Origin of the sequence: Kluyvera sp. Awk 3 (genome assembly GCF_028069715.1) — a bacterium.
Lineage (GTDB): Bacteria > Pseudomonadota > Gammaproteobacteria > Enterobacterales > Enterobacteriaceae > Kluyvera > Kluyvera georgiana_A.
This window is the reverse complement of the sequence record NZ_JANEWH010000092.1, coordinates 1-19,785: the sequence shown is the minus strand read 5'-3', so window position 1 is coordinate 19,785 and position 19,785 is coordinate 1. Positions and strand designations below refer to the sequence as shown.

Below are 19,785 nucleotides of genomic sequence, written 5' to 3'. Positions count from 1 at the left end.
CAATAAGATATGATTTTACACTTATTATTGATTAAATCAAAAAAAGTAGAAAACCAGCCAAAATCGTGATCGTCATTGCATTAAATGCGTCATTTTTTATCCATCGCAATAAGCATGATGAATATCACAAAAAAATTCACTTTGTCTTTTACACTGCACGCCATCCTATTTACACATTTATTTTTGTTAATTAAAAAGCCTGCCTTTTGCGTGCCGTTAAATACGCAATGGGGTAGTTCTCTTGTTATCTTTTCTCATATTTGCAGAAGGGTTATCACTATGAGTTCAATACCACGCCGAGGAATATTAGGCATTGCCTTACTCTGTTCCGGACTCAGCGCTTCGCTGTACGCTGCCGAACCGTATACGCTGGATGCGAAAGATCTGACCTTCAGCCGTCAGCAGATAGCGGCAAAAGACCCGCTCTTTATGCAGGCCGAAAGCGCGTTGTTAAAAAAGGCAGACCTTGCGCTGAAGCACCCGCTATTTTCGGTGATGGATAAAACGCTCGTCGCCGCCAGCGGCAACAAGCACGATTATTACAGCTTCCCGCCTTACTGGTGGCCGAATCCAGACACCAAAGACGGCCTGCCATACATCCGTAAAGATGGGCAAACCAACCCCGACGCCAACAGTGATGCCACCGATAAAAACCGTCTGGTGAAGATGAGTAACGATGTCTCAACGCTGGCGCTGGCCTGGTACTTCTCGCAGGACGAACGCTACGCGCAAAAAGCGGCGCAGCAGATTAAAACCTGGTTCCTCGACCCGAAAACCCGCATGACGCCTAATCTTCAGCATGCCCAGGCGATACCCGGAATCAACACCGGTCGCGGCATCGGGATTATCGATAGCCGGGCGCTGGTTGATGTGGTTGACGCGATTGCCATTCTGCAATCTTCTGGTGCGCTCAGCGAAAAGGACACTGGCGAGTTGAAGCAGTGGTTCGGCGATTTTTATCACTGGATGACCACCAGCCAGAATGGCTTCGAAGAAGAAAACTGGCATAACAACCACGGCACCTACTTTGATATGCAGGCCGCCACTTTCGCCCTGTTCAGCGGCAAAACCGAGGAAGCTAAAAAACGCCTCTATGTGACTCAGCTGCGGCGTATTGCCGGGCAGTTTGACGTGGAAGGCCGCCAGATGGCCGAGCTGGAGCGCACCCGCCCGTGGCACTACAGCAACTTCAATCTCGATGCCTACAGCCGTCTTGGTCGCCTGGGTGAGAAAGCCGGCGTCGATATCTGGAACTTTACCCTCGACGATCACAGCCTGCGCAAGGGTTATCAATACATCGCCGGATTTATCAATAGCGATACCCCATGGCCGTGGAAAGACCTCGACAAAATGGACGATAAAAAAGCGCTGCGTAACATGGCAACCGCCGCACATGCCTGGCCGGAAGATGCGTTGTTCCGCGAGAAAGCCCAGTGGCTGCGGGCAAAATATCCTGATGACATCACGACGCTCATCGCCCCTCTTAATGTGCCAACAGAGGTCAGGGATAACCAATAATGAAACAATTTTCTGGGCTATGGTCCGATATTGCCAGACGTGCAGCCGGCAATAGCGGCCTGATTGAACGGCTCATCAAGGATGCACAACCGGCGCTGGACGCCGAGGTGCGTATTCCGCAAAGCGGAATTGCCACCTGGAATCTGTACTATTTTTGCCCGCATCATGGGGTGCGGCTTATCTGGCAGCCGGACTCACCGCACCGCCATTGTTGCCCGGTCGACGGTGAAGCCTTCAGCGGCGAGCCGTGGGACGGCGCGTGGTGGCGAGAGATGAATGGCCGTAACGCCAGCGCTTGTCAGCAGCTCGGGCTGCTGTGGCAGCTCACCGGAAAGGAGGCTTATCGCGATAAAGTGCGTACCCTGCTGATGGGCTACGCCGACGTCTATCCCGGCTATGAGATACACGGCGGGATTCCTCACAACGGTCCAGGCAAGATGAACGCCCAGACTCTGTGTGAAGCCAACTGCATTCTGGATATGGCGCTGGGTTACGATTTTATTCAGCACAGCCTGACCGACGACGAGCGGCAACATATCAGCCGCAACCTGCTGCGCTGCGCAGCGACGTTTTTGCAGGCGCACCGCAGCCCGCAAATTCATAACCACGAAGTGAAAATCAGCGCTGCGTTGGGCGTGCTGGGTTTTGTGCTGGAAGATGAAGATCTGCTGGAGTTCGCCGTCAATGCCCCCTATGGGTTGCGCTGGCAGCTCGAGCACGGCCTGCTGGCGGAAGGGCTGTGGTTCGAAGGTTCAGTACACTATCACTACTACGCGCTGCAGGGCTTTTTCGCCTTTGAGAAACTGGCGCGGGGCACCCGCTGGAGCCTGCTCGACGGCCCGTGGTACCCGAAAATGCTCAGCTTCCCGCTCTCGCTGCTGCTGCCGGATGGCACCTTCCCGCGGCTCAACGACTGCATCGCGGGCCAGGAGAAACTGCACCACCGGGATCTCTACGAATTCGCCTGGTTTATCTGGCGCGATCCGCAGTACGCGGCCGTTTTGCACTTCACCGAGGCGCAGCCGGACGAAAGGGAAACCCTGCTATGGCGTGATAGTCCGCTACCGGAAACCACGCCGGACTTGATCCCTCAGCAGTCGCTGTTTGCGCCAGGCGCGGGTCTGACGCTCTGGCGTCGGCCGCAGCAACAGCAGGCGGTGCTGATTAAACACAGTCCGTGGGGCGGCGAGCATGACCATTACGACAGGCTCAGCCTGATGTTGTGGCAGCGCAACGGTTGGCTGCTGCCGGATCTCGGCACTACCGGCTACGGCGCCAAAATGCATTATGACTATTACAAGAACAGCGCCACCCATAACACGCTGACGGTGAATCAGACCAACCAACCTCCCGCCAATGCGGCGGTGCTGGGTTGGCATATGGGCGATGATTATCTGTGGCTGGATACGGAAGTGGATTGGGGGCAACCCCCACCGCAGCTTAACAGCCATACCCGCGTAGAGTGGGACGAAGAGGCCTGGCGCGAAGTGCGTTTTCGCCGTCGCCTGCTGTGGCTGGACGACGTGCTGATCGATCTCTCCATGGTCGATAACCCGCACCGCCAGCAGCTAGACTGGACGCTGCATCTGGCCGCACAGGCGCTCGATCAAAGCGGTACGCCAATGCCCTTCTCGCTCAGTGGTCCGCTGCGACATATGACGGAGTCGACCATGACGCCGTTGCATGGCTGTCAGCCGCGCCATTTTGCCCGTGAAGGCGATACCGTGGCGCTATGGCTGGCCGGCGACGGCGAACTGTGGCAGGGGCTGGCGCCGGATAACCCGGCGGTAAGCGACCTCAGCTATCTGGTGATGCGCAACCATCTGCCGCAGGCGCGATTTGTCTGTCTGTGGGATCTGGCGACGAAATCGCCACTTACCGAGGTCAGCGTGCACCATACGGCTATCGGTACACAGCTCTCATTCTGGCGCGGTGAACGTGTCGCCCACGTCACCCTCTACGATGACCCGTCGTTGCCACCAGATATTCTTCTCTGACCCGCTGCCTTCCGGAAACGGAAGGCGCGTTTACCGTTGTTCTACGGTTATCATGCTGACGAAAGGATGGTACTGCCAGGGTATCGAACCGCCCTGCTGGTACATTTTAGAGATGGTGCCGTCGAGGTAGAGCATTTGCCGTACGTTAAGGCGCGATTTTGCATAACAGGCGAAGTCATAGAAGTTGGTCTCCCGCTCGCTGAGCATAAAGACCACTTTCCCTTCCGCCGTCAGGCCGACACCGTTGCGCAACTTGCGCGAACTGGCGGAGGGCTTCAGCCGCCAGTTGATCACCCCGTTTTCGATCAACATCGGCCCGGATTGTACGGCATAGTCCATTCCCTTCGTGGACTTCAGCTTATCAAGGCTGACAATGCCCGCGTGCTGATTGCGTAAATAGAACACACCGCCTGGCTTGATAAAAAAATTACCGCCGCCGGAGGCGCGATTGACCGCCACCTTTTTCTGCCCATTTTCGATATACAGCCCCAGTGGCGCATAGGCTTTATCGTAGATCCCGCCGTTCATCGCCATCCGCACACGGCCATCACGATTAATCTCACCCAGCAGCCCACGCAATGAGTCATAGGCTTTGCCGTCAGGCTTACGCCAGTACATCATGATACGTTCGTGTTGAGCATCAACCGTGTAGCTTTGCAGCGTGAGTTTGGGGTCGGTGAGTTGGCACGCATCCTGCGCGACCGCTGCCAGCGGCGCTATCGCCAGCAGCAACGGAGTAAAACGGACGGTCATCGTTTACTCGTCTTCATCCTCAAAACGGGCGACGATACGTTCGCCGGTATGCGTCGCGCGCAGCTCGTCAGCCACCAGCGCAATCGCCTGGCCGCTCGCCATTCCCTGTGCCATCAGTTCCTGAATACGCTCGACGGCTTTCTGCTGCTGCTCATGGCTCAGTGAAGGTAATCCTGCAAACATCATTTACTCCTGCTACATTGTGTGCGCTTATTATTTCATGCTGCCCGATTATTAGCCATAGGCAGCGCAGACCTGGCTGGACTGAATAACGATGTTACACCCTTCAACCCTAACGCTTCCCTGGCGACAGGACGCTGCGGAATACTATTTCGCCCCGCTCAGCGCCTCACCGTGGGCAATGATGCTGCACTCCGGCTACGCCGAGCACCCGCACAGCCGCTACGATATCGTGGTCGCCGAACCGCGTACCACGCTGCTCACCTGCGGTGATACCACCACGGTAAGTGGTCAGAGCGGTGCCATGTCATCGACGGACGACCCGTTGGCTCTGCTACAACACGCGCTCGATGACAGCGAATTCTCCCGCCAGCCGCTGGCTGACTTACCGTTTACCGGCGGCGCCGTGGGGCTGTTTGGCTACGATTTGGGGCGACGTTTTGAGAAGCTGCCGACGCGGGCGCAGCACGATATCGCCCTGCCGGACATGGCGGTCGGGATCTATGACTGGGCGCTGATTGTCGACCATCAGCGTCAGGTCGTCACCTTACTGAGCTATGACGATGTGGAAGCTCGTCTGGCGTGGCTGCAGCAGCAGGTTGCGCCGCCGTCGGCCCCCTTCGCTCTCACCTCGGCGTGGCAGTCCAATATGAGCCGCCAGCAGTACGGCGAGAAATTCCGTCAGGTGCAGGCATATCTGCGTAGCGGCGACTGCTATCAGGTGAATCTGGCCCAGCGCTTTCAGGCCACCTATCAGGGCGATGAATGGTCGGCGTTTGTCCGGCTGAACCGCGCCAACCGCGCACCGTTCAGCGCCTTTCTGCGCCTTGCCGACGCCGCGATTTTGAGCCTGTCTCCAGAGCGTTTTATTCAGCTTCATCAGCGACAGATCCAGACTCGGCCAATCAAAGGCACGCTGCCTCGCCTGGACGATCCGCAGGCAGATGCTGCTCAGGCGTCGAAACTGGCCTATTCGCCGAAAGATCGTGCAGAAAACCTGATGATTGTCGATCTGATGCGCAACGACATTGGCCGTGTGGCGACGCCCGGCAGCGTGCGGGTGCCGGAACTGTTCGTGGTGGAGCCATTCCCGGCTGTGCATCACCTGGTGAGCACCATTACCGCGGAACTACCCGACTCGCTGCACGCCAGCGATCTGCTGCGCGCCGCTTTTCCTGGCGGCTCTATCACCGGCGCGCCGAAAGTACGCGCCATGGAGATTATCGACGAACTGGAACCGCATCGACGCAACGCCTGGTGCGGCAGCATCGGCTACCTCAGCGCCTGTGGCAATATGGATACCAGTATCACCATTCGCACCGTTACGGCGACCAACGGCACGCTGTACTGCTCGGCGGGCGGGGGGCTGGTGGCCGATAGCAATGAAGATGCGGAATATCAGGAAACATTTGATAAAGTTAATCGTATCTTACATCAACTGGAGTCCTGAGCATGGCAGACCGTTCGTTGGATCTGGACGATTTTCTCTCCCGCTTTCAACTACTTCGCCCACAGCCAACCCGCTCGGCGCTCAACGCCCGCCAGGCGGCGGTTCTGATCCCCATCGTCCGTCGCCCGGAACCCGGACTGTTGCTCACGCAGCGCTCCGCACGTTTGCGCAAACACCCAGGACAGGTGGCCTTTCCCGGCGGCGCGGTGGACAGCAGCGACGCCTCGCTGATTGCCGCCGCCCTGCGTGAAGCGCAGGAAGAAGTGGCGATCCCACCAGAATGCGTAGATATCATCGGCGTACTGCCGCCGGTCGATAGCGTCACCGGTTTTCAGGTCACGCCTGTCGTCGGCGTTATTCCGCCGAATCTGCATTATCACGCCAGCGAAGATGAAGTGGCGTCGGTGTTTGAGATGCCGCTGGCCGAAGCGCTGCGTCTTGGGCGCTATCATCCTCTCGACATCCACCGCCGCGGTAATTCGCATCGCGTCTGGCTCTCCTGGTATCAGCACTATTTTGTCTGGGGCATGACCGCTGGCATCATTCGTGAGCTGGCGCTACAAGTGGGCCTCAAGCCCTGACTATACTGATCATATCCACCGGTTTTCAGTATTAGTAAAATCACGGCTATTCATTAGTTAAATTCATGTGAATAGTTAAGCTGAACGCCGGGTTCCCTCATACACTATGCGCAGTAATTACATCGTTGCCGCAACGGCGCGGCAACCCTGTCAGGAGTGTTAAAGTGATTAGTATATTCGACATGTTCAAGGTGGGGATTGGCCCCTCATCTTCCCATACTGTAGGGCCGATGAAGGCTGGCAAACAGTTCGTCGATGACCTGGTCGAAAAGGGACTGATTGATGACGTGACGCGCGTAGCCGTCGACGTCTACGGTTCCCTTTCCCTCACCGGTAAGGGCCACCATACCGATATCGCGATTATTATGGGTCTGGCGGGCAACCAGCCAGATACCGTGGATATCGATGCGATACCCGCGTTTATCCGCGATGTAGAAACCCGTGGGCGTCTGCTGCTGGCCAATGGCCGCGTAGAGGTCGATTTCCCGGCGGACGACGGCATGCGTTTTCGCAGCGAGAACCTGTCGTTGCATGAGAACGCCATGCAGATCCACGCCTGGGCCGGCGATACGCTGGTATACAGCAAAACCTATTACTCTATCGGCGGCGGCTTTATCGTCGATGAAGAACACTTCGGCAAAGAAGCCAGCAACGCGGTAACCGTCCCCTATCCGTTTGCCTCCGCCACCGAAATGCTCGGCTACTGCAAAGAAACCGGCCTGTCGCTGTCCGGCATGGTGATGCAGAACGAACTGGCGCTGCACAGCAAACAAGAAATTGAAGATTACTTTGCCAACGTCTGGCAGACCATGCGCGCCTGTATCGACCGCGGCATGAATACCGAAGGCATTCTGCCTGGGCCACTGCGCGTTCCGCGTCGTGCGTCCGCCCTGCGCCGTATGCTGGTGTCCAGCGACAAACTCTCCCACGATCCGATGAACGTCGTGGACTGGGTGAACATGTTCGCGCTGGCGGTCAACGAAGAAAACGCCGCCGGGGGCCGCGTGGTGACCGCGCCGACCAATGGCGCCTGCGGGATCGTCCCGGCGGTTCTGGCCTATTACGATCACTTTATCGAGCCGGTCACCCCGGATATCTACATCCGCTACTTCCTGGCTTCCGGGGCGATTGGCGCGCTGTATAAAATGAACGCCTCGATTTCCGGTGCGGAAGTGGGCTGTCAGGGTGAAGTGGGTGTCGCCTGCTCGATGGCGGCGGCGGGTCTTGCCGAGTTGCTGGGCGCCAGCCCGGAGCAGGTTTGCGTGGCGGCGGAAATTGGTATGGAGCACAATCTGGGTCTGACCTGTGACCCGGTTGCCGGCCAGGTGCAGGTACCGTGTATCGAGCGTAACGCTATCGCCTCGGTGAAAGCGATCAACGCCGCACGCATGGCCATGCGCCGTACCAGTGAACCGCGCGTGTCGCTCGATAAGGTTATCGAGACGATGTACGAAACCGGTAAAGATATGAACGCCAAATACCGCGAAACCTCCCGCGGCGGCCTGGCGATTAAAGTACAGTGTGACTAATCACACTTTTCACCCACCCCTAATACGGGTGGGTGAATTATTCCCTTCTTTTCCCTCACAATGTTCGCTTGCCACTACACTTGCCTTTGCAGCACTGGTATTTTCAATATCACTCTATTCGCACTGAGCATCGGACATGCAAACAGCACAATGGATTATCAGGAAGTATCTCCGTAAGCGAATCGCTGTTTGTGTGATTATCGCGGTGGGTGCCTTTGCGCTTACCCTGGGGACGCGATTTATTTCGCAGCGTAGCGTAAATCAGCAACAGATCGATGCGCTGACGTTCCATTCCGTCGAACGCCTGAATAAAATATTACAGCCGGTGGAAACCCAGCGACAGGCGATGCTGGCGCTGGTTGGCCAACCCTGTATGGCCATCCACCTTCCGTTGCGCAAGTTGGCGGTTACCCTGCAAACGGTACGCTCAATCGCACTCATAAAATCGGGTCAGCTGTACTGTTCCAGCGCGCTGGGCGCGCGCGATGTTGCCGTCCATTCCCTGCAACCGCAGTTGCCGACCAGCCAGCCGCTGCTTGAGCTAACCACCGACCATTCCCTGCTGAAGGGAACGCCGATACTGATTCAATGGTATCCGGCCTCTGCCGACGGCCAGGATGGCGTACTGGTCTCTATCAACATTGATCTCATCAGCAATATTATCCTTGAACCGTCCCCTCCGCTGATTAGCCACGTCAGTCTGAACGTGGGTGAACATCATTTTCAGCATGAGGCCGGCATTACCGATGCGCTGATCAACGACGGTGACAACGTCTATACCCGAGCCTCCACGGCCTTTCCCTTTAGCGTCACCGCCCACAGCCCTGGCGCCGAGCAGTTGGCGTTGCGCAATCTGGTCTCCGAGCTGCCGCTGGCTATCATCATGAGCGTGCTGTTTACCTGGATTGCCTGGCTGGCCACCGCCGGGCGGCTCAGCTTCTCGCGGGAAATTAATATGGGGATCGCGGGCAAGGAGTTTAGCCTGTACTGCCAGCCGCAGATGGATGCCCGGATGCAGCGTTGTGTCGGCGTCGAGATCCTGCTGAGGTGGCACAATCCCAGAGTCGGCTGGGTAGAGCCGGACGTATTTATTCCCATTGCCGAAACGCAAAACCTGATTATTCCGCTCACTCGATATGTGATTAGCGAAACCGCGCAAAAACTGCATCTTTTCCCCAAAGACAGTGACTTCCAGATTGGCATTAACGTTGCCGCGCCGCACTTCAAGAACGGCCGCTTGCTGAAGGACTTACATCAACACTGGTTTAGCTGTCACCCCATTCAGCAGCTAACGGTCGAACTGACCGAGCGCGATGCCCTGCATGACGTGAACTACGAAGTGCGCAGTGACCTGGGGAATCACCAGATCAAGCTGGCGATCGATGACTTTGGCACCGGAAACAGTTCCCTGTCCTGGCTTGAGATGCTGCATCCCGATGTACTGAAGATTGATAAATCGTTCACCAGCGCCATCGGCACCGATGCGGTGAACTCAACGGTCACGGACATTATTATCGCGCTGGGGCAACGGCTGAATATCGAACTGATTGCGGAGGGCGTGGAGACACGCGAGCAGGCGCAGTATTTGCAGCGTCACGGCGTCCACTTATTGCAGGGATATCTGTTTTCGCCGCCGATGCCGCTGGCGGATTTTCCGCAGTGGCTGGCTGAGCAGGAAAGCCGAAAAAACTAGCCCGGCGTCAACATTGACTCCGGGCTACCGGGTATTACTCTTCTTCGTCGTGTGCGGAAACCAGCTTCACGACGCGCACCTGATCGACGCGATAGCTGTTCGCTTCGGTCACGGTGATTTGCAGCGACGGCAGTTCAACCGTCTCGCCCACCGCCGGAATCTGACCGTTTACCGCAATCACCAGACCCGCGACGGTCGCGTAGTCGTTATCTTCATCGACCAAATTATCGAGGTCCAGGGTCTGCTGTAACGCGTGCAGGTCCGTGGTGCCTTTCACTAACCAACCTTCACCATCGGCCACAATTTCCGGCGTTTCATCCGCGTCCGGGAACTCACCGGCAATGGCTTCCAGCACGTCCAGCGGCGTCACCAGCCCCTGAACCACGCCAAACTCGTTAGTTACGATAACGAAACTCCCTCGCGCCCTGCGCAGTACGCCCAGCAGGTTAATCGGGTCGAGGGTATCCGGCACGATAATCGCCGGCGTCGCCGCGGCAATCGCCAGCACGTCTTCACCCGCTTCCAGCGCCACCAGCAGCTCTTTAGCACGAACAATACCGACAATTTCATCCAGCTCACCGCGGCATACCGGGAAGAGGCTATGCGGCGATGACAGCAGCTGTTCGCGAATTTCGTCCACGCTCAGATCGGCGTCAACCCAGCTGATTTCACCGCGCGGCGTCATGATGCTGCGCAGCGAGCGCGAGGCCAGAGTCAGCACGCCGTTAATCATATAGCGTTCTTCTTCGACAAACGCCCCTTCCGGCACCGGCACGTTCGGCTGGTGTCCTTCTTCCTGGGCCGCGCTCACCGGCTTGCGGTTACCCATCAGGCGCAGAATGGCGTCAGCAGTACGCGCACGCAGCGGCAGCGTCGATTGATGACGGATAAAGTTACGACGCGCAATCTGGTTAAACAGTTCAATGATGATCGAGAAACCAATCGCCGCGTACAGGTAGCCTTTCGGAATATGGAAACCAAAACCTTCCGCGACCAGGCTCAGGCCAATCATCAGCAGGAAGCTCAGACAGAGCACCACCACCGTCGGATGCTGGTTGACGAAGTTCGTCAGCGGTTTCGACGCCAGTAACATCACGCCCATGGCAATCACCACGGCGGCCATCATGACCGGCAGATGGTTCACCATCCCGACCGCCGTAATCACCGCATCCAGCGAGAAGACCGCGTCAAGCACCACAATCTGCAAAACCACGACCCAGAAACTGGAATAGCCTTTGCCGTGGCCCGAATCGTGCTGACGGTTTTCCAGACGCTCGTGCAGTTCCGTGGTCGCTTTAAACAGCAGGAACAGACCACCCACCAGCATGATCAGGTCTCGCCCGGAGAAGGTCTGCCCCCATACGCTGAACAGCGGCGCGGTCAGCGTCACCATCCACGAAATGACGGAAAGCAGTCCCAGACGCATGATCAGCGCCAGCGACAGACCGATAAGACGGGCTTTATCTCGTTGTTTAGGCGGTAGTTTATCGGCAAGGATCGCGATAAAGACCAGGTTATCAATACCGAGAACGATTTCCAGAACGACAAGCGTCAACAATCCGGCCCAAATTGACGGGTCCATTAACAGTTCCATAAACCACTCCAACAAGAGACGTGACGAGTCATCGCTATGTCATGTTTAAGCGAGACGATACCGGATGATAGAAAAGCGTGGCGCGCAAGGCCAGGAAGTGTGCCGCAAGAGCGGTTGATTGCGAAAAGGCGTCGGTGACGATCCATACTACGGGCTGATGCCCTATACTCCTGTGTGATTAAACGGATATACAACATAGCAAAAATAAATGACTTTTTGGCAGAGATTTACGAGTCTTTGCAAAATGTAAGGTAATTTTTTGCAGCCTGAAATAATTGCCGACCTTTAACTAAATTACGGATCTTCATCACATTAATTATTCTTTCACTGTCTAAAATAATTCTCGGTAATTATTGGTTTATCTCTCTAACCCTTGTCTGAATCGATTCGGTAACGACATCGGCTCAAAATGTATCAGACCTACTGATGCACACGATAATAAAAGGAGGTAGCAAGTGACGATTGCTATTGTTATAGGCACACATGGTTGGGCAGCAGAACAACTGCTGAAAACAGCAGAGATGCTGTTGGGTGAGCAGGAGAATGTTGGCTGGATCGATTTCGTGCCTGGCGAGAATGCAGAAACGTTAATCGAAAAATACAACGCGCAGTTGGCCAAGCTTGATACCAGCAAAGGCGTGTTGTTCCTGGTCGACACCTGGGGCGGTAGCCCGTTCAATGCGGCAAGCCGTATTGTTGTCGATAAAGAAAACTATGAAGTGATTGCTGGCGTCAACGTCCCGATGCTGGTCGAAACCTTCATGGCCCGTGATGATAACCCGAGCTTCGACGAACTGGTCGCTCTGGCCGTTGAAACCGGTAGCGAAGGCGTAAAAGCGCTGAAAGCAAAACCGGTTGAAAAAGCCGCTCCGGTCGCAGCACCTGTTGCGCCGAAAGCCGCTGCACCAGCGAAACCAATGGGCCCGAACGATTACATGGTGATCGGTCTGGCGCGTATCGATGACCGTCTGATTCACGGCCAGGTTGCGACCCGTTGGACCAAAGAGACGAACGTGACCCGCATTATTGTCGTCAGCGATGAAGTCGCTGCTGATACCGTGCGTAAAACGCTGCTGACTCAGGTTGCTCCTCCAGGCGTAACGGCACACGTTGTCGATGTCGCTAAAATGATCCGCGTCTACAACAACCCGAAATATGCGGGCGAACGCGTTATGCTGCTGTTCACTAACCCGACAGAAGTGGAACGTGTTGTGGAAGGCGGTGTGAAAATCACCAGCGTCAACATCGGCGGGATGGCTTTCCGTCAAGGTAAAACTCAGGTGAATAACGCCATTTCCGTTGATGAGAAAGATATCGAAGCGTTTAAGAAACTGAACGCGCGCGGTATCGAGCTGGAAGCCCGTAAGGTCTCCACCGATCAGAAACTGAAAATGATGGATCTGATTGCCAAAGCGGAAAAATAACCGCTCTGGCCCGTTTTTTAGCTTTCACACTTAAGTCTGTATAAGCAATAGGAGAAGTACAATGGAGATTACCACTCTTCAGATTGTGCTGGTGTTCATCGTCGCATGTATCGCGGGTATGGAGTCGGTACTTGATGAATTTCAGTTCCACCGTCCGCTGGTGGCCTGTACGCTGATCGGTGCCGTTCTCGGGGACATGAAAACCGGTATTATCATCGGTGGTACCCTTGAAATGATCGCACTGGGTTGGATGAACATCGGTGCGGCAGTTGCACCGGATGCGGCCCTGGCCTCAATTATCTCTACCGTTCTGGTTATCGCCGGTCACCAAAGCATTGGTGCGGGTATCGCGCTGGCGATTCCTCTGGCCGCTGCAGGCCAGGTTCTGACCATCATCGTTCGTACTATCACCGTGGCATTCCAGCACGCGGCGGATAAAGCGGCGGAAAACGGTAACCTGACGGCGCTCTCCTGGCTGCACGTCTCTTCCCTGTTCCTGCAGGCAATGCGTATCGCTATTCCGGCGGTTATCGTCGCTGTTTCTGTCGGCACCAGCGAAGTTCAGGGCATGCTGAACGCGATTCCGGAAGTGGTAACCAGCGGTCTGAACATCGCCGGTGGTATGATCGTCGTAGTCGGTTATGCGATGGTTATCAACATGATGCGCGCAGGCTACCTGATGCCGTTCTTCTACCTCGGTTTCGTCACCGCGGCATTTACTAACTTCAACCTGGTTGCTCTGGGTGTGATTGGCGCAGTAATGGCAATCCTCTACATCCAGCTGAGCCCGAAATACAACCGCGTAGCCGGTGCCCCAGCTCAGGCAGCTGGCAATAACGATCTCGACAACGAACTGGACTAACAGGTGAGCGAAATGGTTGATATGACTAAAACTACCACCGAGAAAAAACTCACTCCGAGTGACATTCGTGGCGTGTTCATTCGTTCTAACCTGTTTCAGGGTTCATGGAACTTCGAACGTATGCAGGCGCTGGGCTTCTGCTTCTCCATGGTTCCGGCGATCAAACGCCTGTACCCAGAGAACAACGATGCGCGTAAACAGGCTATCAAGCGTCACCTGGAATTCTTCAACACCCATCCGTACGTAGCCGCTCCAGTACTGGGCGTTACGCTGGCGATGGAAGAACAGCGTGCAAACGGCGCAGAGATTGACGATGGTGCCATCAACGGTATCAAAGTTGGTCTGATGGGTCCGCTGGCAGGCGTGGGTGACCCGATCTTCTGGGGTACCGTTCGCCCGGTATTCGCTGCGCTGGGTGCAGGTATCGCGATGAGCGGCAGCCTGCTGGGTCCTTTGCTGTTCTTTATCCTGTTTAACGCAGTCCGTCTGCTGACCCGTTACTACGGCGTCGCTTACGGCTACCGTAAAGGTATCGATATCGTTAAAGATATGGGCGGCGGCTTCCTGCAGAAACTGACTGAGGGGGCATCCATCCTCGGCCTGTTTGTCATGGGGGCGTTGGTGAACAAGTGGACGCACGTGAACATCCCGCTGGTGGTATCAACCATCACCGGTCAGGATGGCCAGACTCGCGTCACCACCGTGCAGACTATCCTCGACCAGCTGATGCCGGGCCTGGTACCGCTGCTGTTGACCTTCGCCTGTATGTGGCTGCTGCGTAAGAAAGTGAACGCCCTGTGGATTATCGTTGGCTTCTTCGTCATCGGTATCGTGGGCTACGCAATCGGCCTGCTGGGTCTGTAATATCTGCTGTACGCCGGGGGCCTCTGCCCCCGGTTTTTTTTATCTGGAGGCTTAATGACAATAACGGATCTGATACTGGTTCTTTTCATCCTCGCGCTTCTGGCATTCGCCATTTACGACCAGTTCATTATGCCCCGCCGTCATGGCGTTACCCTGCTCTCGGTTCCCCTGCTGCGCCCTGGACGCGTGGACAGCGTTATCTTCGTCGTGCTGATTGTCATTCTGGTTTATAACAACGTCACTCATCACGGGGAAATAATCACCACGTGGTTATTATGCACGCTGGCATTGATGGGCTTTTATCTCTTCTGGATCCGTAGCCCGAAGATTATTTTCAAAACGGAAGGCTTTTTCTTCGCCAATGCGTGGATTAAATACAGCCGAATCCAAAAAATGAATTTATCCGAGGATGGTGTGCTGGTGATGCAATTAGAACAGCGCCGTCTTCTTGTTCGGGTCAAAAATATTGATGACCTCGAAAAGATCTACAACCTTCTCATCAATAATCAATGAGTTAAAATATAGCCATCGCTATAACTGCATTATTTTCACACAGCAGAGTTATAGCGTTGGCTATGTTTATTCCCACAAACCCTGCCCTATTTATTAACCTCTTGATTACGCAATAAATCTAAATGAAAATCGTTATCATCAAAAGGCGAAATATACAATAGCAAGAGTTGTTTTATATTCTAAAAATATGTTAAGGTTGCGCCCGTCGTTGGGGAGTAGCTGATTTCCACTAGCTGGAAATGTACGTGTCAACATACTCGTTGCAAAACGTGGTGCGTACGGATTACATCAGTAGTCAAGCGAGACCATAGACGCATTACTGCTGATTACTGGGGGCAGGAATGTGTCGTATGGAAACTTCCCGGTCTGGACACGCTCATGAATTTAACCGCCACTATCCTCCTTGCCTTAGGTATGTCGATGGATGCATTCGCTGCATCGATTGGTAAAGGCGCCACCCTGCATAAACCCAAATTCTCTGAAGCGCTGCGTACCGGTCTGATCTTTGGCGTTATCGAAATGCTCACCCCGCTGATTGGCTGGGGTCTGGGCATGCTAGCCAGCCAGTTTGTGATGGAATGGAGTCACTGGGTGGCGTTTGTTCTGCTGGTGTTCCTCGGCGGGCGTATGATTATCGAGGGTATTCGCGGTAATGACGACGACGAAGAAGAAAAAGAAGCGCCACGTCGTCACGGCTTCTGGCTGCTGGTCACGACGGCAATTGCCACCAGCCTTGATGCGATGGCTGTCGGCGTTGGGCTGGCATTCCTGAAGGTCAATATTCTGACCACCGCGTTTGCCATCGGCTGCGCCACATTTATGATGTCGACGCTGGGTATGATGGTTGGCCGCTTTATTGGCCCGCTGCTTGGCAAACGGGCCGAAATTCTGGGCGGGGTGGTGCTTATCGCCATCGGCGCGCAGATCCTCTACGCGCACTATATGGGCTAGTCTTCCTCGCGACGCCAGGCGTGAATGGCAAAATCCGTCTGGCAACCAAACTGCGTCTGCTGCTGCAACGTTTCCCACACTTCCGGCTTCGCTCGCCACGCAAACGGCGTCATCTGCAATAGCGTTACCGCTTCATTGCCGGTCAACTGCATCGGGTACGCCAGCGCGTCGTGGCTCTCGAGCGTAAATCCCCCAATCACTTCTGAGTGTGGCGCATGCAACTGCACTTCGTTGTAGATAAGCCCTTTTAGCTCCACGAGATGACGTGGCCCCGGCGTCACTGTGATGACCCACCCGCCAGGTTTCACCACTCGTTTCAGCTCGGAGGGATTGCAGGGAGCATAAATACGAATCACCACATCCATACTGCTGTCAGCAAAAGGCAGACGCTGGCTGGATGCGACGCAAAAATTCACCTGCGGATAGCGCTTAGCGCCAAATCGGACCGCCGTTTTTGACACGTCCAGCCCCCACGTTTCCTGCGCCAGCGCGGCAAACGCGTGGGTGTAATAACCTTCCCCACAGCCAATATCCAGCAACTGTTGCGGGTTAATGGCTCGCAGCTTTTCGCTCACGGCATCGCGCAGCGGCTGATAGTGTCCAGCATCGAGAAAGGCGCGGCGCGCCTGCATCATCTCGGCGCTATCGCCCGGATCGCGAGAACGTTTGTGCTGCACCGGCAGGAGGTTAACGTAGCCCTCTTTCGCCCGATCAAACTGATGACGCTGTGGGCAAAGGTAACTATTGCCGCTGCGCGTAAGCGGCGCGTGGCAGAGCGGACAACTGTAGGACATAACAACTCCGGCTGGATAACAAAGGGCGAAAGTGTACCGCTATTCTGGCACGGACGGAAGGCGACGTGAGGGTTTAAAGCAGATGGTGCTGAAATGATAAAGCCCCGCAAACGCGAGGCTTTATGTCTGATAATGTTGCGCTTGCGCGCCGCAAGATCAGTGGGTGTCGAATCAGATAGCGGTTACGTTAACAGCCGCTGGGCCTTTCTGGCCGTCCTGAATTTCGAACTCAACGTTCTGACCTTCAGCCAGAGTTTTGAAGCCGTTACCCTGGATTGCAGAGAAATGTACGAATACATCTTTGCTGCCGTCAGCCGGAGTAATGAAGCCAAAACCTTTAGACTCGTTGAACCACTTAACTTGACCTTTAATCTTTGCCATTTGCAAAATTCCTTAGAGTGTTTTCTGCGCCCGCAGGCGTTTTCATAGATAAAACTGAGACATGACTGCATGAGGCACTAATATAAGGTTCGGCAGAGAAGCGGTATTCAACGTCAACGTGTTTACTCAGAACTTCTTTACTGATAATGCCATACATAAACAGAACTGTACCTCGTTTAACCCAAAACGTGTTATCACATACAACGTAAATAATGGCAAGCCATTTTTAAACGTGACTCGATCGGCCGCACAAATCCCAACAAATCATTTGCTCATGGGCGCTTTTACGCCTAAGAGCAAACGCTGACGGGCGGCTAGCAGCATGCCGCAAACGTGACCTAGCTTACGGTAACGTAAGACATTTTTAACATAGACCAACTTTTTTTCCGCGTCCAGAATGTCGTTACTATGAGCAAAAAATTTATATCTTTAGATTAATTTCACTATAACTTTTTCAGCTGTCATTTTGATGGCCGGTTATAAGTCCATTCGTACCACATGATGCCCTTCGAAGAGATTCGGTAAATAGCTCGCGTTATTTTGCACCAAAATAATGATCGTTTTGTGACATTGCCTCATAACAACGCAATAAAAACGTTTCGCTATTATGGTGTGGATTATGCAAAGCGGATTCGCATGAATATTAAGCACCGCTACAACATTATTACGAGCGATAATATTTCGACTAGAAATAATACCCGTCAATGAGTCATGAATAACAATAACATACTGTTATGTAATCTACCGGGATGGAAGATCGACGCTAACACTGACTGATGTTTGCGCAACACCGCAACCAACGCACGCAAAGATAAGAGACTGGCAGGGAAGACACGGATATGCACCAGGGCAGTGCATCAGCATTTAGTCCGGCAGCCTGACGCAGGCTGCACGGAGTCATCACATAAAGTTATTATCGTTCGGCAACCAGGCGAATGAAATCGTCTTTGTCGTCTTCTTTTCCGTTTTCTGCCTGCGGCGCCTCTTCTTCCTTTTTCTCTGGCTCATTGGCTTCACATAAACGACGCAGCAGCGCATTTTGACGCTTTTGCTGATCGAGCAGCGATTCAAGGAGTTCGATTTGCTCGTTAGCGCGAGAACTGGCGCGGTTCACAAAGAACCACAGAACCAGACCGACTAACAGCAGCAGGAAGGATAACGCCAGAGATGCCAGATTTAATGCCCCAGAACTTACAAGATCACTCATTTTACCACCTCAAAAGGAACGATCTATTCTACCACTCACATCACGGAAGGAAATGCTGCCGGCAAAAATGTTTTACCAGGGTATAAACCGGTTAATACTGCAAACCCCGCTGAAAAACTGAACATCCTGATCGCACATCACGTTGATCATTTGTGTCCAGAGCAGCAGGCAGGCAGCAATCACGATTATCAGTAATACCCACCGAAACTTTTTCACTCCACTCTCCGCATGAATTCTTATTCAGATACAACCAGGTTAGCATGCTAACCTTAAACCGCGGCTAACTGTAACGGCATCTTGTGCTTTTAGGAATCATAGACTTGTGTCAATCCGTAATCACGTTACGGTAGTATTCATGAGAGAAATAATAGAAGAGGATTTATTATGCGCCTGTTAATCAGGATCATCGTTTGCCTGGTCATCATTGCGATAGGTGTGCTGCTGAGCGGCTATGGTGTACTGGCGGGTAGCCAGAAGACCGCTGGAGGCCTTGGGCTACAATGTAAGTATCTGACGGCCCAGGGATTTAGCACCGCATTTTACCTCCACGGCGATAACGGCGTGGTCGGGCGACCCAGTTGCCCGCTGCTGCGTAAAACGGCCAGCGTCGTCGACGAAGGTTAACGGCAGACAAAAAAAAGCCCGGTACTATACCGGGCTTTTTTATTTCGCGATCAGAACGGGTAGTCGTTATAGCCCATCTGTTCCGAAATTTTACGCGCTGCGGTATGCAGCATCTCCACATACTCATGCAAGCGCTCTTCAGAGAAACGCAGCGTGGGGAAAGAGATACTCAAACCGGCGATCACCACGCCGAAACGGTCAAACACCGGGACGCCGATACAGCGCAGCCCTTCTTCCTGCTCTTCGTTATCTTCGCCGTAGCCCTGCTTGCGCACCTGTTCCAGAACGGTGATCAGCTCATCGGTGTTGGCAATCGTGCGCTCGGTACTGCACTTATACTCAACGCCTTCAAGGATCTGGCGAACTTCGGCGGTATCACGCCAGGCCAGCAGAACCTTACCAATAGCCGTACTGTACAGCGGGTTACGACGCCCTACGCGGGAATACATACGCAGGTTATACATGGAGTCAATTTTATGGATGTAAACAATGCTGTCTTCATCCAGTGCACCCAGGTGAATGGTCTCTTTCGTCAGACGAGAGAGCTCACGCATCTGGATGTCCGCGCTGCGGATCAGGTCAACGTTTTGCAACGCCCGCGCACCCAGTTCAAAAAGCTTCAGGGTCAGCGAATACTTTTCAGATTCCCCTTCCTGGGCAACATAACCCAAAGACTTCATGGTTTGCAAAAAGCGATAAACGGTGCTTTTCGACATCATGACGCGCTGCGAAAGTTCAGTAATGCCAATTTCGCGTTCTTCGCCAAGCGCCTGCAGGATACCAAATACCTTTAGTACCGAAGAGACAGAATCTGGCTGCTTGTCCAAATCTGCTGCTGACATTTATCACCTCATCGCAACTGTTTTATAA

General features: G+C 54.2%; 20 protein-coding genes, 1 pseudogene and 1 riboswitch. Of the genes and pseudogenes, 12 read left to right on the top strand and 9 right to left on the bottom strand.

Annotation, left to right across the window (positions count from 1 at the left end; genetic code table 11):
• Positions 1 to 279 precede the first annotated feature (279 nt).
• Together NNN71_RS17385 and NNN71_RS17380 are read left to right on the top strand one after the other, a co-directional pair.
• On the top strand, positions 280 to 1,518 hold the full coding sequence (locus NNN71_RS17385; RefSeq protein WP_249023116.1) for an alginate lyase family protein: 1,239 nt from the start codon (positions 280 to 282) through the stop codon (positions 1,516 to 1,518).
• Positions 1,518 to 3,515, top strand: coding sequence for a heparinase II/III domain-containing protein (locus tag NNN71_RS17380; RefSeq protein WP_271458995.1), 1,998 nt, complete (start codon positions 1,518 to 1,520; stop codon positions 3,513 to 3,515). Before NNN71_RS17385 ends, NNN71_RS17380 begins: the two co-directional genes overlap by 1 nt.
• A gap of 30 nt (positions 3,516 to 3,545) precedes the next feature.
• Here the strand turns inward: NNN71_RS17380 and NNN71_RS17375 are convergent, their stop codons facing one another.
• Positions 3,546 to 4,268: a phosphodiester glycosidase family protein gene (locus NNN71_RS17375; protein WP_271458994.1), complete on the bottom strand. Its 723-nt coding sequence runs from the start codon at positions 4,266 to 4,268 to the stop codon at positions 3,546 to 3,548.
• A 3-nt stretch (positions 4,269 to 4,271) separates the two neighbouring features.
• Positions 4,272 to 4,451: a YoaH family protein gene (locus NNN71_RS17370; RefSeq protein WP_163449278.1), complete on the bottom strand. Its 180-nt coding sequence runs from the start codon at positions 4,449 to 4,451 to the stop codon at positions 4,272 to 4,274.
• A 91-nt stretch (positions 4,452 to 4,542) separates the two neighbouring features.
• Between NNN71_RS17370 and pabB the strand changes: the two genes are divergently transcribed.
• The 4 genes from pabB to NNN71_RS17350 all read left to right on the top strand — a co-directional run bounded on the left by pabB (position 4,543) and on the right by NNN71_RS17350 (position 9,701).
• Positions 4,543 to 5,898: an aminodeoxychorismate synthase component 1 gene (gene pabB, locus NNN71_RS17365; protein WP_271458993.1), complete on the top strand. Its 1,356-nt coding sequence runs from the start codon at positions 4,543 to 4,545 to the stop codon at positions 5,896 to 5,898.
• Positions 5,899 to 5,900: 2 nt separating this feature from the next.
• Positions 5,901 to 6,479 (top strand): CoA pyrophosphatase, encoded by a 579-nt coding sequence (locus NNN71_RS17360; RefSeq protein WP_163449280.1) that lies wholly within the window; start codon positions 5,901 to 5,903, stop codon positions 6,477 to 6,479.
• A 164-nt stretch (positions 6,480 to 6,643) separates the two neighbouring features.
• A complete protein-coding gene (gene sdaA, locus NNN71_RS17355; protein ID WP_064544793.1) occupies positions 6,644 to 8,008 on the top strand; it encodes an L-serine ammonia-lyase in 1,365 nt (454 codons plus the stop codon).
• 136 nt (positions 8,009 to 8,144) lie between these two features.
• The gene (locus NNN71_RS17350) at positions 8,145 to 9,701 is read left to right on the top strand and encodes an EAL domain-containing protein (RefSeq protein ID WP_271458992.1); all 1,557 of its coding nucleotides are present in this window, start codon (positions 8,145 to 8,147) and stop codon (positions 9,699 to 9,701) included.
• 34 nt (positions 9,702 to 9,735) lie between these two features.
• Here NNN71_RS17350 and yoaE read toward each other — a convergent pair whose 3' ends face one another.
• Positions 9,736 to 11,295, bottom strand: a complete 1,560-nt coding sequence (yoaE, locus tag NNN71_RS17345; protein ID WP_167575592.1) for a CNNM family cation transport protein YoaE — start codon at positions 11,293 to 11,295, stop codon at positions 9,736 to 9,738.
• Between the two features lie 455 nt (positions 11,296 to 11,750).
• Here yoaE and manX point away from each other — a divergent pair, with 455 nt between their 5' ends.
• From manX to mntP, 5 genes are all read left to right on the top strand, one after another.
• Complete coding sequence (gene manX, locus NNN71_RS17340) at positions 11,751 to 12,719, top strand: PTS mannose transporter subunit IIAB (RefSeq protein WP_163449283.1); 969 nt, start codon at positions 11,751 to 11,753, stop codon at positions 12,717 to 12,719.
• Positions 12,720 to 12,780: 61 nt separating this feature from the next.
• On the top strand, positions 12,781 to 13,581 hold the full coding sequence (manY, locus tag NNN71_RS17335) for a PTS mannose transporter subunit IIC (RefSeq protein ID WP_064544786.1): 801 nt from the start codon (positions 12,781 to 12,783) through the stop codon (positions 13,579 to 13,581).
• Between the two features lie 12 nt (positions 13,582 to 13,593).
• On the top strand, positions 13,594 to 14,445 hold the full coding sequence (locus tag NNN71_RS17330; RefSeq protein ID WP_064544784.1) for a PTS mannose transporter subunit IID: 852 nt from the start codon (positions 13,594 to 13,596) through the stop codon (positions 14,443 to 14,445).
• A gap of 54 nt (positions 14,446 to 14,499) precedes the next feature.
• Positions 14,500 to 14,958 (top strand): DUF986 family protein, encoded by a 459-nt coding sequence (locus NNN71_RS17325; protein ID WP_065356793.1) that lies wholly within the window; start codon positions 14,500 to 14,502, stop codon positions 14,956 to 14,958.
• Positions 14,959 to 15,156: 198 nt separating this feature from the next.
• Positions 15,157 to 15,319: riboswitch (yybP-ykoY riboswitch) on the top strand.
• A gap of 17 nt (positions 15,320 to 15,336) precedes the next feature.
• Positions 15,337 to 15,909: a manganese efflux pump MntP gene (gene mntP / locus NNN71_RS17320; protein WP_167575591.1), complete on the top strand. Its 573-nt coding sequence runs from the start codon at positions 15,337 to 15,339 to the stop codon at positions 15,907 to 15,909.
• Here mntP and rlmA read toward each other — a convergent pair.
• The 5 genes and pseudogenes from rlmA to mgrB form a co-directional block, all read right to left on the bottom strand.
• Positions 15,906 to 16,703 (bottom strand): 23S rRNA (guanine(745)-N(1))-methyltransferase, encoded by a 798-nt coding sequence (gene rlmA, locus NNN71_RS17315; RefSeq protein WP_167575590.1) that lies wholly within the window; start codon positions 16,701 to 16,703, stop codon positions 15,906 to 15,908. The two genes, mntP and rlmA, sit on opposite strands and share 4 nt — an antisense overlap.
• Before the next feature lie 171 nt (positions 16,704 to 16,874).
• Complete coding sequence (cspE, locus tag NNN71_RS17310; protein WP_001062678.1) at positions 16,875 to 17,084, bottom strand: transcription antiterminator/RNA stability regulator CspE; 210 nt, start codon at positions 17,082 to 17,084, stop codon at positions 16,875 to 16,877.
• Between the two features lie 12 nt (positions 17,085 to 17,096).
• A pseudogene (locus tag NNN71_RS17305) lies at positions 17,097 to 17,241 on the bottom strand (DUF2627 domain-containing protein).
• A gap of 756 nt (positions 17,242 to 17,997) precedes the next feature.
• On the bottom strand, positions 17,998 to 18,291 hold the full coding sequence (locus tag NNN71_RS17300; RefSeq protein ID WP_163448006.1) for a YebO family protein: 294 nt from the start codon (positions 18,289 to 18,291) through the stop codon (positions 17,998 to 18,000).
• Positions 18,292 to 18,363: 72 nt separating this feature from the next.
• Entirely contained in the window at positions 18,364 to 18,507 is a 144-nt protein-coding gene (mgrB, locus tag NNN71_RS17295; RefSeq protein WP_163448005.1) for a PhoP/PhoQ regulator MgrB, read from the bottom strand.
• A gap of 168 nt (positions 18,508 to 18,675) precedes the next feature.
• Between mgrB and NNN71_RS17290 the strand changes: the two genes are divergently transcribed.
• Positions 18,676 to 18,915, top strand: coding sequence for a YobH family protein (locus NNN71_RS17290; RefSeq protein ID WP_064544772.1), 240 nt, complete (start codon positions 18,676 to 18,678; stop codon positions 18,913 to 18,915).
• Between the two features lie 50 nt (positions 18,916 to 18,965).
• On the opposite strand, the gene kdgR is transcribed toward NNN71_RS17290, so the two are convergent.
• The gene (kdgR, locus tag NNN71_RS17285) at positions 18,966 to 19,757 is read right to left on the bottom strand and encodes a DNA-binding transcriptional regulator KdgR (RefSeq protein WP_064544768.1); all 792 of its coding nucleotides are present in this window, start codon (positions 19,755 to 19,757) and stop codon (positions 18,966 to 18,968) included.
• Positions 19,758 to 19,785 lie beyond the last annotated feature (28 nt).